This window comes from Streptosporangium sp. NPDC051022, assembly GCF_040683035.1.
GTDB lineage: Bacteria > Actinomycetota > Actinomycetes > Streptosporangiales > Streptosporangiaceae > Streptosporangium.
In genome coordinates this window covers 232,974-247,871 of record NZ_JBFBCF010000009.1, presented here as the reverse complement: position 1 = coordinate 247,871, position 14,898 = coordinate 232,974, and the positions used below count along the sequence as shown (strand labels likewise).

Annotated in this window: 13 protein-coding genes; 6 read left to right on the top strand and 7 right to left on the bottom strand. The window is 72.2% G+C overall.

All coding sequences use genetic code 11. The annotated features are described in order from the left end of the window. The first annotated feature begins 28 nt into the window (after positions 1–28). Positions 29–334, top strand: a complete 306-nt coding sequence (locus AB0N02_RS18230; protein ID WP_363947505.1) for a metalloregulator ArsR/SmtB family transcription factor — start codon at positions 29–31, stop codon at positions 332–334. On the opposite strand, the gene AB0N02_RS18225 is transcribed toward AB0N02_RS18230, so the two are convergent. Then, complete coding sequence (locus tag AB0N02_RS18225) at positions 306–1,304, bottom strand: helix-turn-helix domain-containing protein (protein ID WP_363947502.1); 999 nt, start codon at positions 1,302–1,304, stop codon at positions 306–308. The genes AB0N02_RS18230 and AB0N02_RS18225 overlap by 29 nt on opposite strands. Before the next feature lie 102 nt (positions 1,305–1,406). On the opposite strand from AB0N02_RS18225, the gene AB0N02_RS18220 reads away from it, so the two are divergent. Further along, complete coding sequence (locus AB0N02_RS18220; RefSeq protein ID WP_363947499.1) at positions 1,407–2,627, top strand: peptidoglycan-binding protein; 1,221 nt, start codon at positions 1,407–1,409, stop codon at positions 2,625–2,627. Positions 2,628–2,846: 219 nt separating this feature from the next. On the opposite strand, the gene AB0N02_RS18215 is transcribed toward AB0N02_RS18220, so the two are convergent. The 3 genes from AB0N02_RS18215 to AB0N02_RS18205 all read right to left on the bottom strand — a co-directional run bounded on the left by AB0N02_RS18215 (position 2,847) and on the right by AB0N02_RS18205 (position 8,837). After that, positions 2,847–4,145 carry an ATP-binding protein gene (locus AB0N02_RS18215; protein WP_363947496.1) on the bottom strand — a complete coding sequence of 433 codons (1,299 nt, stop codon included), beginning with the start codon at positions 4,143–4,145 and terminating at the stop codon, positions 2,847–2,849. Positions 4,146–4,286: 141 nt separating this feature from the next. Then, positions 4,287–7,253, bottom strand: a complete 2,967-nt coding sequence (locus tag AB0N02_RS18210; protein WP_363947493.1) for an AAA family ATPase — start codon at positions 7,251–7,253, stop codon at positions 4,287–4,289. Positions 7,254–7,424: 171 nt separating this feature from the next. Continuing rightward, a complete protein-coding gene (locus AB0N02_RS18205; RefSeq protein WP_363947490.1) occupies positions 7,425–8,837 on the bottom strand; it encodes an LCP family protein in 1,413 nt (470 codons plus the stop codon). A gap of 185 nt (positions 8,838–9,022) precedes the next feature. Between AB0N02_RS18205 and AB0N02_RS18200 the strand changes: the two genes are divergently transcribed. After that, the gene (locus tag AB0N02_RS18200) at positions 9,023–9,541 is read left to right on the top strand and encodes a GNAT family N-acetyltransferase (RefSeq protein WP_363947488.1); all 519 of its coding nucleotides are present in this window, start codon (positions 9,023–9,025) and stop codon (positions 9,539–9,541) included. Positions 9,542–9,659: 118 nt separating this feature from the next. Next, the gene (locus AB0N02_RS18195; RefSeq protein ID WP_363947485.1) at positions 9,660–10,229 is read left to right on the top strand and encodes an NAD(P)H-dependent oxidoreductase; all 570 of its coding nucleotides are present in this window, start codon (positions 9,660–9,662) and stop codon (positions 10,227–10,229) included. Between the two features lie 111 nt (positions 10,230–10,340). On the opposite strand, the gene AB0N02_RS18190 is transcribed toward AB0N02_RS18195, so the two are convergent. Then, positions 10,341–11,447 carry a glycoside hydrolase family 16 protein gene (locus tag AB0N02_RS18190; protein ID WP_363947482.1) on the bottom strand — a complete coding sequence of 369 codons (1,107 nt, stop codon included), beginning with the start codon at positions 11,445–11,447 and terminating at the stop codon, positions 10,341–10,343. On the opposite strand from AB0N02_RS18190, the gene AB0N02_RS18185 reads away from it, so the two are divergent. After that, entirely contained in the window at positions 11,430–12,005 is a 576-nt protein-coding gene (locus AB0N02_RS18185; RefSeq protein ID WP_363947479.1) for a hypothetical protein, read from the top strand. The genes AB0N02_RS18190 and AB0N02_RS18185 overlap by 18 nt on opposite strands. Positions 12,006–12,089: 84 nt before the next feature. After that, positions 12,090–13,193: a hypothetical protein gene (locus AB0N02_RS18180; RefSeq protein WP_363947476.1), complete on the top strand. Its 1,104-nt coding sequence runs from the start codon at positions 12,090–12,092 to the stop codon at positions 13,191–13,193. Here the strand turns inward: AB0N02_RS18180 and AB0N02_RS18175 are convergent. Together AB0N02_RS18175 and AB0N02_RS18170 are read right to left on the bottom strand one after the other, a co-directional pair. Next, complete coding sequence (locus AB0N02_RS18175; protein ID WP_363947473.1) at positions 13,144–13,905, bottom strand: hypothetical protein; 762 nt, start codon at positions 13,903–13,905, stop codon at positions 13,144–13,146. The genes AB0N02_RS18180 and AB0N02_RS18175 overlap by 50 nt on opposite strands. Beyond that, entirely contained in the window at positions 13,905–14,897 is a 993-nt protein-coding gene (locus tag AB0N02_RS18170; RefSeq protein ID WP_363947471.1) for a MinD/ParA family protein, read from the bottom strand. Before AB0N02_RS18170 ends, AB0N02_RS18175 begins: the two co-directional genes overlap by 1 nt. Between the last annotated feature and the right edge of the window lies 1 nt (position 14,898).

The window sequence follows — 14,898 nt, the reverse complement described above, 5'->3', positions numbered from 1 at the left end:
CGCGGAGTCTGACGAAACCGAGCCGGCAGTGACACAAGACGGGCTCGTCACCGCGGAGGAGGCGACCCAGCTCGCCGACCTGTTCCGGCTGCTGGGTGACCCGACCAGGGCCCGGCTTCTGTACGCCCTGCTCGAAGCCGGTGAGCTGTGTGTCTACGACCTGACGGAAACGGTCCAGGTCAGTGACACCGCCGTCTCGCACGCGCTCAGGCTGCTGCGGACCGCGGGCATCGTGGCCAGCCGCCGGGCGGGGCGGATGATCTACTACCGCCTCGCCGACGTCCACGTCCGGATGCTGCTCGATCTCAGCCGCGAGCACCTGCGCCACGGCTGACCGGCTGGTCGGCCGACGGCCGGAACGTACGGCGGTAGGCCATCGGTGAGACGCCGACGGTCGCCTGCAGATGCTGCCGCAGTGAGGCGGCGGTGCCGAACCCCGCCTGCTCGGCGACGTCGTCCACGGGGAGGTCGCTGGTCTCCAGCAGGCGGCGGGCCAGTTCGAGCCGCTGGAGGGTGAGCCACTGGCCAGGGCTGAGGCCGACCTCGTCGCGGAAACGCCGGGTGAAGGTGCGGCGGCTCATCCGGGCATGGGCGGCCAGTTCGGCGAGGGAGAGCGGCCGGTTCAGGCGTTCCAGCGCCCAGGTCCTGGTCGCGGCGGTCGCGGCCGTGGGCTGTTCGGGGATCGGGCGTTCGATGAACTGGGCCTGGCCGCCGTCACGCCACGGCGGTACGACACAGCGCCTGGCCACGTGGTTGGCCACCTCGCTGCCGTGGTCGCGGCGGACGATGTGCAGGCAGAGGTCGATCCCGGCGGCGACCCCCGCCGAGGTCAGCACGTCCCCGTCGTCGACGAACAGCACGTCGGGGTTGACCTTGACCTCGGGGAACAGTTTCTGGAACGCCTCCGTGCTGCTCCAGTGCGTGGTGGCGGGGCGGCCGTCGAGCAGCCCGGCCGCCGCGAGCACGTAGGCGGCGGTGCAGATCGAGACCAGCCGGGCGCCCGGCCTGATGCGGCCGATCGCCTCGGCCAGCGGTTCCGGAAGCCTTCCCTCCCGGGAGATCGGGCCGAGCCTGTGGGTGGCGGGGAGCACCACGGTGTCGGCGGTGGCCAGTGCCTCGGCTCCGTGGTCGACCGAGACCGAGAAGTCGGCGTCGGTGCGGACCGGGCCGCCGTCCACGGTGCAGGTGACGACCTCGTAGAGCCGTTCGCGGGCCGCTCCCCTGGCCAGGCCGAAGATCCGCGCCGGAATGCCCAGTTCGAAGGGGATGACGCCGTCCAGAGCGAGCACCACGACTCTGTGCATGGCCCAATTTTTGCACACGAACGGCTCGGGCCATCACGGGCTGGGCGATTCTTTGCGATCCCCGCCACGGCGGCCTTCGACCGAGAGGGTAATTATCGCCATGTGATCAAGTACCTGGCGGGAACAGTGGCTGTGTCCCTCGGGGTGCTGGGGTTCGCGGCCCCGGTGCCGACCGGAGGCAGGCACCTGCGTCCCGGTGACTACAGCCAGCCCGTGGAGCGGCTACAGCGCAGGCTGCAGAAGCTGAGGTTCGCACCGGGCCTGGTGAACGGCTACTACGGCGCGGAGACCCAGTCCGCCGTCTGGGCCTTCCAGAAGTCCCAGGGACTCGAACTCCGGGACGGGGTCGGGCAGGAGACCTGGCGGGCCCTCGCCCGGCCGCGAACGCTGCCGCCGCTCATTCCCGACGGGGAGCCCCGGCGGGTGGAGATCGACCTGGACCGTCAGCTCCTCATCGTCTACCGGGAGCGCCGCCCGATGCTGATCTCCCACGTCACCGTCGGTGACGGGGCCTCCTTCTGCCAGTACGGCGGAAGCACGGCGGCGACCACCCCGGTCGGCGACTTCAGCGTCGTCAGGCGTGTCCCGCACCTAGGCACGGATCCACTGGCCTCGGTGTACGAGACGTTCTCCTTCGAGAGCGGTCCCCGGGCAGGGCTCCCCGGTGCCACCGGAAACGAGGCGCGGGGTGGCGGTCCCACGGGAGAAACGACCTCCGCGGGGTCCGCCAGGTCCGCGGGATCCGCCGGGGCGGCCGGTTTCACCGGGGCCACCGGGCCCGCCGGATCCGCAGGTTCCGTCGGTGAGGCAGGGCGGGCGTCTGTCTCCCCCACCCCGGCTCCCCTGAGCGGTTCCCCCTCTCCGGCTCCCCTGGGCGGGCCGGCCCACCCGGTCCGACCGGCGCGTCCCATCCTTCTGAAGCTTCCGGTCAAGCCGGTGCGCTGGGTGAAGGAGCCCGTGTACGCTCTGCCGCCCGTCGAGCCCGCCGACCCGCCACGGTCCACCGGCCTTTCCCCCTCCTTCGGTCCGGTCCGTCATTCCGGCCGCTCCCACCCGGTCGGACCGGCTCCGGCGATCGGCCCCGCTTCCACGGGTGCCTCCCCCCTGTTCGGAGGCTCCGGCCACGCGCCCACGTCCAGGCCGTCCGGCGGCTCCGGCCTCCCGGCCGGTGTGATCCCCACAACCGGGCCCGGTTCCTACGCCGTGCCGTCTCCGGCCGGCCGCCCCGCCTACGGATGTGTCAGAGTTCCCTCGCACGTCGCCGAGCGGATCTTCCGCCTGGTCGAGGTCGGCGACCCGGTCCACGTCCGGCGCGACGACTGAGGCTCACGCCTGCGATCCGGTCGCCGGGACCGGGGCGTGCCCAGAGCGGAAACGCACCAGGAGCGGGGGTACCCGGCGGGTTGCGCGCCGTTTCCGGCGCCGGACGTCTTCGTGACGCTGCTCGCCGTACCGGTGCCCGGGGGCCTCTCGGGAGAGGACAGCGGTGGGAGGGGCTTGAGGACGGGGGCGGCAGGAGGGAATTGAGGATGGGGGGTCGGGTCAGAGGGGGGACAGGGGGAGGCGTAGGACGAGACGGGCGCCGTGGCCGGTTCTGCTGTCGGTGGCGTACAGGCTGCCCTGGTGAGCCGAGGCGATGTCCCTGGCGATGGGCAGGCCGAGTCCGGTTCCCCCCGCGTCGCGGCTGCGGGCAGAGTCGAGGCGGGTGAAGCGCTGGAAGATCCGCTCGCGGTCCTCCGGGGCGATGCCCTGGCCGTCGTCCGCGACCTCCACGACGGCGTCGCGGCCCTCCCTGCCGACGTGGACCGCGACCTTGTTCACCGCGTGACGGTCGGCGTTGGCGAGCAGGTTGGTCAGTAGCCGGGAGAGCTGGATCCTGTTGCCCCGGACGACCACGTCGCGGTCCAGGTCGGTGAGCACCTCGTGCCGGGCCGGCCGTCGTTTCACCTCGCCCGAGACCAGTTCGGCGAGGTCGATCCGCTCCGGTTCGGCGTTCACCCCGGCGTCGAGGCGGGCGAGCAGTAGCAGGTCGTTCACGATGGCCTGGAGGCGCTCGGCGTCGGCCAGCGCGGAGCGCATCGTGCTGACCGGGTTCTCGACGTCGGGGTCGGCCAGCGCGAGTTCGAGCTTGGTGCGCAGTCCGGTCAGCGGGGTGCGCAGTTCGTGCGAGGCGTCGGAGGCGAAGCGGCGCTGCTGCTGCACGGCCCGGTCGAGCCGTTCGAGGGTCGCGTTTATGGTCCGGGTGAGTTCCGTGATCTCGTCGTCTCCGTCGGAGACGGACATCCGGCGGCTGAGGTCGGAGGCGGTGATCTCGGACATCTCCCTGCGGATCCGCTCCACCGGTTCCAGAGTCCTGCCGACCGCCTGCCAGGTGCCCCACCCCAGCAGCGCGAGGAGTGCGGCGGATAGGCCGAACAGCCCGATCTCCAGGGTGTGGCCGGTGAGCAGTGGCGGTTCGGGCGTCGCCGCGTAGACCATGACGTCGCCGTAGGGGGCCTCGAGGCCCCGGAAGCCCACGACGATGAGACACGACTGCCTGCCCTGGGCGGACGTGGTGCAGGATCTCGTCTCCACCCGGGTGTCGCCTTCGGGCGGCCACACGCGGCTGATCGCGGGCTGTCCCTCCAGTGCCGGACTGGCCGCGACGACCCGCCCGTCGCGGGTGACGATCTGCAGGCGGTCGACCTGCTGGGTCGGGAGGAGGCCGTCGATCCTGTGGTCTATCTGGTGGATCTGCCGGGCGGCCCGGGCCACGGTCTCGGTCGTCCGGTTCAGCACGCTGGCGCGCACGCCCAGTGAGGTCGCGATTGAGCCGATCGCCAACACCACCGCGAAGATCATGATTGTGGTGAGTGTCGCTCGGGCTCGGATCGAGCGAGGTCCTCGCCGTGACGCCACCGTTCCCCCCGAGAAGCCCTTTTCCCCTTTATAGGTGCCGGGTCTTCATCGGTATGCAAAGGCGAAATAAGCTCTTATGTTCTTTTAGTCGGACAAGGTAATCGAGCCCAATTCGCCGCGGGAGGCGACTCCGAGCTTGGGATACGCCTTGTAGAGGTGGTAGCCGACCGTCCGCGGGCTGAGGAAGAGCTGGGCGGCGATGTCGCGGTTCGACAGGCCCTGCGCGGCCAGCCGTACGATCTGCAGTTCCTGTGAGGTGAGCCGGGCCAGGATGCCCGGCGCCGACGTCGCGGGGGCGGCGGAGCCGGTGGCGTTCAGCTCCGCCCGCGCCCGTCCCGCCCACGGCGTGGCCTCAAGTCGCTCGAACACCTCCAGCGCGGCGCGCAGGTGAGTGCGGGCGTCGGCCTTCCTGCGGGTACGGCGCAGCCACTCCCCGTAGAGCAGCTCGGTCCTGGCCCGTTCGAAGGGCCGTCCTCCGAGTCCCAGCGCCGAGACGAAGTACTCCTCCGAGTCCTCCAGCAGGGCCCGGCAGCGCAGCACCAGGGCCTCGGCCCACGGCTGTCGCGTTTCACCGGCCCACTTCCGGTAGAGGTCGAAGGGCCCGGTGGCGCGTTCCGGGACGCCGAGCCGTACGGCCGCCTCCACCAGGTCCGGCACGCACCGGGTTTCGGCCACCTGATATCCGCCGGCCCTGGGCTCAAGGCGGGACAGTGCGGCCTCTACCCGGCCGTGCCCGAGGTCGAGGACGCCCAGCGCCCACATGGTCCATCCGCTTCCGGCCGAACCGGAGGCGAGCGCCTCGTCCACGAGCCGGTGGCAGCGCTCGTCGTCGCCTCCCAGCGCGGCGAGGTAGGCCAGGAAACCGTTCATCTGGCCCGCCCACTGCAGTTGACCGGTGTCCCGCGCGATGCGCAGGCTCTCGGTCGCGGTGACCAGCGCGTCGCGGTGCAGCCCGCCGAACAGTTCGGTCTCGGAGAGGAAGAACAGCAGCGTCGGCAGCACCCCGATGTCGCCCAGCGTCCTGGCCTCGGCGACCAGCGTCCTGGCCGTTTCGCGGACCTCGTCGTCCTGTCCGGCGGCCAGCCCGGCACCGCAGACCTGGACTAGGTCGCGGGGACTGTCCGCGCCCGCTCGCCGGGCCGCGGCGACCACCTCACTCAGCGAAAGCGGCGCCTCCCCTGCGCCGCCTCCGCCGTGCTCTCGCCCGTGTCGCTGCCCCTTGGGGGCGCCGGTACGGCGAGCGGTGGAGTCGAGCGGATCGGCGCCGGTGAACGGCGTCCGGCCCGGCGGACGTTCTTGGCCGTGCCACTGGCTCGACGGCAGTGTCGTCGTGATGAACGCGACGATCGGCGCCAGTGGATCCCCGCCGGGCAGGGACAGCGCGCGGAGCCTGGCGACGGTGCGGTCGAGCTCCGGCGCACCGATGTACCAGGCGGTGTGCAGAGCCTGGAGCAGCATGCGCGCCGCCCGCGTGCTCTCGGCCGCCGCGGCGCCGTCGAGCAGCGCCTCGTGCGCGGTGTGCGGTGCCCCCCGCAGGAAGTCGGCCGTCGCGCGGGCGTGCGTCAAACGGGCCAGGAGCTCCGCGTGTCCCGTGCCCTCGGCGTGTTCGGCCTCGGAACGTCCCGCGCCGTGGGTGTGCTCGGCTTCGTGATGTCCCGTGCCTTCGACGTGCTCGGCCTCGGGACGTCCCGCGCCTCCGGCGTGTTCGGCCTCGGGGCGTCCGGGGCCACCGGCCTGCTCGGGACGTCCCGGGCCGCCGGCCTGCCTCGTGTCCTGGGGGCGCTCGGCCGTGGTGAGCGTGGCGAGTCGGCGGGCGGCCTGTTCGGCGAGGACCCCCGCGCGCTCCAGCTCCCCGGCCCACGCCGCCGTCTCCGCGGCGAGCGTGAGCCGCCGCGCCTGGCTGCCGGGCCGCGTGCTGAGCCGGGCCGCGCGCTCGTAGGCGGTGGCCGCGGCGGCGTAACCGTTGCGGTCGTTCGCCCGTACGGCGGTGCGCTCCAGCTCGGCGGCCACCTCCTCGTCGGGGCCGGTCGCGGCCATGGCCAGGTGCCAGGCGCGCCGGTCGGCGTCGTCCGGCCCGTCCAGCGCCTCCGCCAGCGCCCTGTGCACGGCGAGGCGGAGACTGGGCGGGATCCCCTGGTAGACGGCGGCCCTGACCAGGGGATGCCGGAAGATCACGGTGCCCGCGTTGACCCGGACCAGGTCCGCGCTCTCCGCGGGATGGAGGTCCTCCAGGTGGTCGCCGAACCCGGCCGCGGCCCGCAGTACGATCTCCAGGTCGCCGGTGTCCTCCGCGGAGGCTACGGCGAGCAGTCCCTGCGTCGCCTCGGGCAGTCGCTTGACCTGTCCGAGGAAGGCGTCCTGGACCCGGCCGGTGAGCGGTAGCGCGGTGCCGTCTCCGAGCGCCGCCTTGGGCAGTTCGATCAGCGCCAGCGGGTTGCCGCGTGCCTCGGCCAGCACGCGGTAGCGGACGACGGGGCTGACCTCGCCGCCCAGCAGCGCCGCGGCCGCCGTGGCGTCGAGCCCTTCGAGCGGGAGCTCGGCGATGCCCTGGGCGGCGAACGGCTCGCGTGCGGCGAGAAGCAGCGCGATCCCCTCCGCGTCCAGCCGTCGTGCCGCGAACAGCAGCGCGTCGGTCGAGGCCCGGTCGAGCCACTGGGCGTCGTCGATCAGCATCAGCAGTGGGCCGTCCTCGGCCAGCTCGGACAGCAGGGACAGCACCGCGAGACCGACGAGCAGCCGATCTCCGGCCTGTACCGAGGCCAGCCCGAAGGCGGCCCGCAGGGCCCGCTTCTGCTGTTCGGGCAGCGCGTCCGCCCGGTCGAGCACCGGGCGCAGCAGCAGGTGCAGCCCGGCGAACGGCAGCTCGGCCTCCCACTCGACCCCGGTGCCGCGGATCACCCGCATCTCTCCCGAGGAGGCGGCGTAGTCCAGCAGCGCCGTCTTGCCGATGCCCGGTTCGCCCCGGACGAGCAGGGCGCCGCTGCGGCCCGCCCGGGCGTCCGCAAGCAGCCGATCGATCACGGCCTGTTCGGCGGCCCGCCCGTGCAACATGCTTCGCACCCTACTCAATGGGGACGATCGGCCCTCGGCCTCAATGAAGACGATCGGTCCTCGGCGCGCGACAGGGCCGTCCGTGCCCGGCGGTGACAACCGTCCGTGCCCGGCGGTGACAACCGTCCGTGCCCGGTGGTGACGGCCGGGCGTGGCCGGTCCCGGTGACGGTCAGGCGTCCGCGCAGGAGTCGTGGGTCGCGTCGAATCCCTTCAGGCTGTCGACGTCGTTCTGCTTGGGCGGCCTGAGCCCTCTCCAGTCGTCGCCGATGGTCAGGATGAGCCTGGGCGTGGTCGCCGACTGGACGAGCTTGCCGGTGGACTTGAGCACGTCGCGGGTCAGCGTCGGTGCCGCGGGCGCGCCCTTCGGCGAGTACGCGATCGTGGTCTTCGGGTACGGCTTGTGCGGAGCGTCGGCGATCTTGGCGATGTGGTAGCCCCGCTCCTCGAGCTGTACGGCCACCAGCCCGCCGAGGCCCTTCCGCGCGGTGCCGTTGCGCACCTCGACCTGGATCTTCGACCTGGGCACCCTGGACTGGCCGCCCTTGACCCCGGAACCGGTGACCGACGTGTCCTTGGCGACGATCTGGAAGAGCTTCTTGCTCTGCGGCTCGACCCACTCGACCCGGCCCGGGTAGGTGACGGAGTAGCGCCAGGGGGTGGTGATGAAGTGGATCTGCCCGGCGGCCAGGCCCTGGGCGCTGGTCGCCAGGTCCTTCATGACCGTCGGGGTGAGGGCGGGGTCGGTGGTGACCGACTTGGTGGCCGCGTCGAGGAAGCCGAAGAGCCTGGCCGGGTCGGTGAGCGTCTCGCCGCTCATCACCTTTTTGATCATCGAGGCGATGAACATCTGCTGACGCTGGATGCGCCCGATGTCGGAGCCGTCGCCCAGGCTGTAGCGGGCCCTGACGTAGCCCAGGGCCTGCTCGCCCTTGAGCGTCTGCCTGCCCGCGGGAAGGGTGAGCAGGGCCTTCTTGTCGTGGATCGGTTCGGGGATGCAGACCTCGACCCCGCCGACCGCGTCGACCATGTCCTTGAAGCCGGTGAAGTCGACCTTCACGAAGTGGTCGATGTGGATGCCGGTGAGCGACTCGATGGTCTTCCAGGTGCAGCCGATCCCGCCGGAGTTGAACGACTCGTTGATCATGCCCAGGTGCGCCTTCTGGCCTGGCAGTCCCTGCCTGGCCCGGCACTCGGGAAGCTGGACCATCGAGTCCCTGGGGAAGCTGACGACCATCGCGTTGTCCCGCTTGGGGGAGATGTGCGCGAGCATGATCGTGTCGGTGCGCTCGCCGGGGAACTTGCCGTACTTGGCGTTCTTGCCGCTGCGCTGGTCCGATCCGACGACCAGGACGTTCATCGCCTTGGTCGCGACCTTGACGGGGCGGGCACCCAGATCCTCGTCGGGCACGTCGATGTGCTTGACGTTGCCGCTCAGCTTGAAATAGGCGCCTGTCACCGTCGCCCCCACCAGGAGGACGACGGTGGTGACGGCGGCCACGAGCCACCACAGCCATCTGCGACGCCGCCGGGGCGAGGCCTTGTCCGACGGCTTCGTGGGCGCGCCGATCAACCCGCTACTCACGTGTCTCCTGGGGGAGGATGGGCCGGGGCGTTACGCGCCCGCGACCGTGGAGCCGGAATCCGGCCGTCGCCGAGTGTACTGATCCTCCGTAAGAGGGGGATAAGAAACGTGAATCAGCCAGTGTGACCAGAAGTAACCATTAAATTGGCAGATCTTGGTGTATGGGCTCCTGTTACGATCCGCGGATGAGGATCCGTGACGGAAACGGCGGCGACGTCCCGGCTGTGCTGGGCATGTTCGACGGCGCCGTTGCGTGGCTGACGGCGCGGGGCCGTACCGGCCAGTGGGGCAGCCGGCCGTTCTCCGCGGATCCCGCCCGGGTGGAGCGGGTCACCTCCTGGGCCGCCTCGGGCGGAATGCGCATCGCCGAGATCGACGGGGAGCCCACCGGATGCGCCGTGCTCGGCTCCCCGATGGACTACGTCGCCCCGGCCCCCGAGCCCGAGCTGTACGTCCAGGCCCTGGTCATCGACCAGCGCTTCCGCGGTCACGGTGTCGGCTCCGAGCTGCTGGCACGCGCCCGGTCGGAGGCGGCCGAGCGGGGGGTCTCGCTCCTGCGGGTCGACTGCTACGCCGGTGACGACGGCCGCCTCGTGGCCTACTACGAGAGCCAGGGCTTCACCAGGACCGAGTCCCTGACGGTCGGAGAGTGGCCGGGACAACTGCTGGAACTGCGTCTGCCGGACCCCGCCGGCCGGGTGTGACGGAGCCGGCGCCGGATCCCGCCCGCGTGCCTGACCGGGCGGGCGGGAGGGCGGTTGACCTCAACCGAACTTGAGGTTGCACGGTGATCGTAGTGGCCCGTCGACCAGGGAGAACACCGTGCTGGACATCGCAGTGATCATCGCGAGCACCCGGGAGGGCAGCCTCGGGGCGACGGTCGGCCGGTGGTTCCTCGACCAGGCGGGGCGGCGGAGCGATCTGCGCCTGGACGTGATGGACCTGGCCCGGACCCCGCTTCCCCCGCTCCAGCCCGGCCCCTCCGGAGACCCCGGGCACGAGGCCCGCGCGCTCGCCGCCAGGGTCGGCGCCGCCGACGGCTTCGTGGTGGTCACCCCGGAGTACAACCGCGGCTATCCCGCCATCCTGAAACTGGCCATCGACGCGGCCCGCCACGAGTGGGCGGCCAAGCCGGTCTGCTTCGTCTCGTACGGCGGGCACTCGGGAGGCCTGCGCGCCGTGGAGCAGCTCCGCCTCGTCTTCGCCGAACTGCACGTGGTGTCCCTGCGCGACACCGTGAGCTTCCACCGGGTCACCGACCGGTTCGACGAGTCGGGCAGGCTGATCGAGCCCGACGGGGCGAACGGCGCGGCCAAGGTCATGCTCGACCAGCTCATCTGGTGGGGGACCACCCTGAGGGAGGGGCGCGAGGCTCGGCCGTACGCGCTCTGAGCGGGGCGGCGGGTCGCGCGGGGCGGGTGGGGCCGGGAGCCCGGAAACGGCGAAGGGGGCGCGGGATCCGTGTCCCGCGCCCCCCTGGATCCTCCGTGGTCCCGGACGGCCTCACCCAGCGCCGCTGGAACCGCCGGTGAAGTCGTCGAAGCCGTTGCCGGGGTCGATGTCGGAACCGTTGTCCGAACCGCCGCTGAAGCCGATGCCGGGGTCGTCGTTGGAACTCCCGTCGAAGCCGCTGTTGGGGGCGTCGTTGAACCCCCCGTTGGGGTCGTTGCCGAGACCGCCGTTCGGGTTGTCGCCGGGGCCCCCGTTGGGTGCGCCGTTCCGGTTGTCGGCCGGGGCGTTGTTCGGGGGGGTGTTGGGGGTGCTGCCGGACCCGTTACCGGTCCCGCCGCCGGAACCACCGGACCCGTTCCCCGACCCGCCGGAGCCGTTACCGGAACCGCCGCCGGAGTTCAGGGAGTAGATGTGCAGCCAGTCGACCTCCATCCACGCGTCCCCCGAGTCACCCTGCCCGGGGAACCAGTCCAGCTGCAGGCAGGCCGACATCGGGCTGTGGGTGGCGTTGGCCGAGCGGAACCACTCTTTCCCGTCGAGGTAGCCGACGACCCCGTTGGCGGTGTTCTCCACGGCGTAGGTGTGCCAGGCGGTCATGTCGACGGCGGCGTTCGCCTGCTCCTGACCCTGCGGGGTGTGCAGGAAGAAGTTGGGGCGCTGCCTGCCCGGGTCGTTGATGACCTCCAGGAAGTCGATCTCCTCACCCGTGGCGCTCTTCACGTTCCCCCCGCCCTCCTGCGGCCACAGCAGGGCGACGGGGTGGTAGGAGCCGGCTCCCTGATAGAGCCGGATGCGGGTCTCCCAGCGGCCGTAGGTCTGGCTGTGGCGGCTGGCGAGCCCGGCGGTCGTGCCGTCCGCGCGGCCGTACAGGTAGAGCGCCCCGTTGCCCTGCAGGAGCTGTCCGGGGGAGCGGCGGCCGTTGCCCGCGTGTCCGGGCGAGTCGTAGACCACCCAGTCGGCCGAATTGAGCGCGCCGTTGAACTCCGCGCACCAGGCCGGCGTCCCCCAGCCGAGGGCTTCGGCGGCGGTGGACTGGCCGGTCGGGGACGTGCAGGCCTCGCCGGAGCGCACCTGGCCCTGGGCGGCGGTGAGGCTGCTGACGGCCAGCGCGGCCACCGCGCTGAGTACGGCTAATCGGACATGGGATCGAGACATCATGATCGCTGCTCCCAGGGTCTGGCGCAGAGCGCGGACGGGCTGAAGCTCCAGCAGCCGGCCACGTTCGGCGTCCAGGTGGCCGATCCGCTGGGGGCCGGGGTGACCTGGCCGGGCGGCGAGAAGGCCCACTGGGGCGCCACCCACGAGGACTGCTGGTCGGTGTTCGGTGTCACCGGGGCGAACTCGGCGGTACGGCTACGCCAGGGCGCGAGGCTCCAGCACGCCGCGATCTGCTGCGGCCCGCAGTCACTCGCGACGATGGAGTGCCGCAGCGGCGGCAGCGGCACGACGTTCCGCGACCACGGAGACGGCGGGAACGGTACGGCGGTCGGCCGGACCCCCGGCTCCCCGGTCGGCGCTCCCGTGGACTCCTCGGCGGGCACGGTGGGAACGGCGGTCGCGGTGGGGCTCCCGGTGGGACTCGCGGTGGGGCTGGCGGTGGGCGTCTGCTGCGGCGGGGCGGGGCTGTGGGTGGCGGCGCCCGTCGGCGTGGTCACCGGGCTGGGGGTGGGCGCCGGTACGGTCGTGTCCTCTTCGCTCGGGGGCGTCGTCTCCTGAGGCGGCGCAGGCTTCGACGTCTCCTTCGACGTCTCCTTCGACGTCTCCTTCGTCTCCTTTGGCGCCTCCTTCGGTGGGGCGGGTTTGGAGGTCGCGCTCGCCGAGGACTTCGGCTTCGGCGTCTTCTTCGGGGGCTTCGGCGTGTCCTTCGGCGGCGCGGGCTTGGCGGTCCCGGTCGGGCTCGGGGTCGCGGTCGGGCTCGGCGTGTCCGAGGGCGCGGGAGCGGCCGTGGACGTCGTGGCCGGGGTCGCGGTCGGGGCGGGCGTCGCGGTGGGGGCGTCGCTCTGTCCCGTGGCCGGCGTCTGGGTGCCTTGCACCGGGGCCGGTGTCTCAGCGGGCGCGGGGGACTGCTTGGTCTCCGGCTTGTCGGCCGGGTCCGGGGCGGACTTGACCTTCGTCGCCTCCACGGCGGCCTTACTCCTCGAAGGCGACGCGGAAGTCTTGGCGGAGCGGGACTGGCTGGTCGTGGCCGGGGCCTGCCGCGCCGCGGTCCTCCCGGTCCCGGACGAGCCGGTCTTGGACGAGCCGGTCTTGGAGGAACCGCTCTCGGAGGAGGAGGTTTTCCGGGCGGTCCTCCTGGTGGGCGGAGCCTCGTCCGAGGAGTCCGGCTCGTCCGAGGAGTCCTCGGAGTCCGAGGAGTCGACGTCGGCTGAGGGCTCCTCGGCGGGATCACCGCCGGAGCGGCGCTCGCGGGTCGCCGTCTGGGATTGCCGCGCGGTGGAGGCCTCGACGTCGGACGAGGGGTCTCTCCTGGGAGCGGAGTTCCTGGTGACCGACGGCTCGTCCGAGGAACGGGAGGAGCGGGAGGAACCGGAGGAGCCGGAGGGGGCGGAGCCGCTCTCCCGCGAGTTCCGCTCCGAGGCGGAGGAGCGGGTGTCCGACGAGCTTCCGCCGGAAACCGACGAACCCTCGGACTCCGAGCGCGGGGGCAGGCCGGACTGCGCGGGCGGGGGGGCGTCGGACGCGGCCTGGCGGGTGAACGCGGGGGTCGTGGTGTCGACCCCGGGTTCGGCCAGGGCGCTCCAGGGTTGGGCGATGATCGCGCTGGTCGTGGCGGACACCCCGGCCAGGAGAAGTCCTGACACCAGGGTGGCGCGCCGGGACGGGCTGCGTGGGGGCATGAATGGGCTTCCTCGATCTAGGGGGTGGGATCGGGGCCGGACAGGGGCTTCCAGCCCGCGGCGGTGAACTCGGGGGTACCGGGTAGGGCGACCTGGGGCACGGCGGCGGAGACGGGGTCGGGGATGTTGACCCAGTCGCCGTTGTTCGGGCCGCGCATGGTGGGGTTCCAAGTCATGAGCAGGTTCATGGCGTACGGGCTGGAGTAGGTCGGGCCGGTGTCCTGGATGCCCTTGGTCGCGGTCACCTGGACCAGGACGGAGACCTGGATCAGGTCCTTGGAGCGGGGGCGCCACTGGATCCCGATCGTCTTCGTCCGCATGGCGGCCCCTTCGGGAAGGGGGCCGGTCTTGGGAAGGCCGAGGGTCTCGCGCCATCCGGCGACCGCGGCCCGCGCGCCCGCCCGGGCCGCCTCCTGCTGCTCGGGCGGGGCGTAGAGGACCGCGGCGTGCTCGGCCTGGCCGACGTCCAGCGTCCACGCCGCCTCCAGCGCGGCCGCCGCAGCCGAGGCCGCTCCCAGCTCCGTGTGCGGGAACCCGATGGGGTAGCCGGCCTCGCTCTCGTAGGCGGAGGGCGGGGCGAGCACCACGCCCTCGGGGACGACCTTCGCGGTCGAGAGGGACGAGGGCTCGGATCCCCCTCCCAGCAGGTGCCACCCACCGATCGCCACCAGGATCGCTCCCACGATCGAGACGACGACAACGATCATTCGGCGGTTGTTGCGCGACGGGGGACCCAGATCCCAGTCCAGGTCACGGTCGTCGGCGATCGGGGGACGCACTAGTGGCTCCGCTCCTGACGCAGGTTGAACGCCTGGCCCGCGGCGGCGGCCAGACGCAGGTAGGCCCCCCGGGTGGTCGGCCGCAGGCGGACCAGGTCCACCTCGGCGCCTTCCTTGAGGTGCGGGTCGTACGGCACGCGGATCACCGCGCGGCACCGTGAGGCGAAGTGGCGCTCCAGCAGGGTCACGTCCACGTCGGACTTGGGCTCGACCGCGTTCAGCACGACGATGGCGTTCCTGACCAGGTCGGCGTGCCCGTGGGCGGTCAGCCAGTCCAGCGTCGCCGCGGCGGAGTTGGCCCCGTCGACCGCGACCAGGCTGACCAGCACGATCTGGTCGGCGAGCTCCAGCGTCGCCCCCATGGCGCCGTGCAGCAGCCCGGTCCCGCAGTCGGTGATGCAGATCGAGTAGTAACGCTCGATGAGCCCGGCGACCGTGCGGTAGTCCCCGGCGTTGAACGCCTCGCTCACGGCGGGGTCGGTGTCGGAGGCGAGGACCTCCAGGCGCGCGGAGGACTGGGAGGTGAAGGCGCGCGCGTCGGCGTAGCGGAGGATGTGGGGGGCCTCGGCGAGCATGGTGCGGATGGTCGCGGCGGTCTCGGACTTGACCTTGAGGCCGAGGGTGCCCCGGTCGGGGTTGGCGTCGATCGCGATCACCCGGTCTCCCCGCAGGGAGGCCAGGGTGTTGCCCAGGGCGACGGTCGTCGTGGTCTTGCCGACGCCGCCCTTGAGGCTCATCACCGCGATCCGGTGGTGGCCGCTGGCCACCGGGGTCTGGGCCTGGGCTATCAGGGTGCGGCGCTCCAGCTCCGCGGTGGACTCCGCGGGGGTGATCCTCCCGCCGGACAGCTGCCACACCAGGCGGCGCCATCCACCGGTCGGCTCGGGGCGCCGGTTGATGAGCAGGTGTTCGGCGGTGAGGGGGACCGTCTCCTGGAACCGCTCGCCCTGTGGGGGCGGCGAGGCCTGGATCTGGGGGGACGTCTCCGTCATG

Coding starts and splice junctions, on each gene's coding strand:
- AB0N02_RS18225 (WP_363947502.1), bottom strand. CDS start 1,304: ATGCACAGAGTCGTGGTGCTCGCTCTGGACGGCGTCATCCCCTTCGAA.
- AB0N02_RS18215 (WP_363947496.1), bottom strand. CDS start 4,145: ATGATCTTCGCGGTGGTGTTGGCGATCGGCTCAATCGCGACCTCACTG.
- AB0N02_RS18210 (WP_363947493.1), bottom strand. CDS start 7,253: ATGTTGCACGGGCGGGCCGCCGAACAGGCCGTGATCGATCGGCTGCTT.
- AB0N02_RS18200 (WP_363947488.1), top strand. CDS start 9,023: ATGAGGATCCGTGACGGAAACGGCGGCGACGTCCCGGCTGTGCTGGGC.
- AB0N02_RS18185 (WP_363947479.1), top strand. CDS start 11,430: ATGGGATCGAGACATCATGATCGCTGCTCCCAGGGTCTGGCGCAGAGC.
- AB0N02_RS18190 (WP_363947482.1), bottom strand. CDS start 11,447: ATGATGTCTCGATCCCATGTCCGATTAGCCGTACTCAGCGCGGTGGCC.
- AB0N02_RS18170 (WP_363947471.1), bottom strand. CDS start 14,897: ATGACGGAGACGTCCCCCCAGATCCAGGCCTCGCCGCCCCCACAGGGC.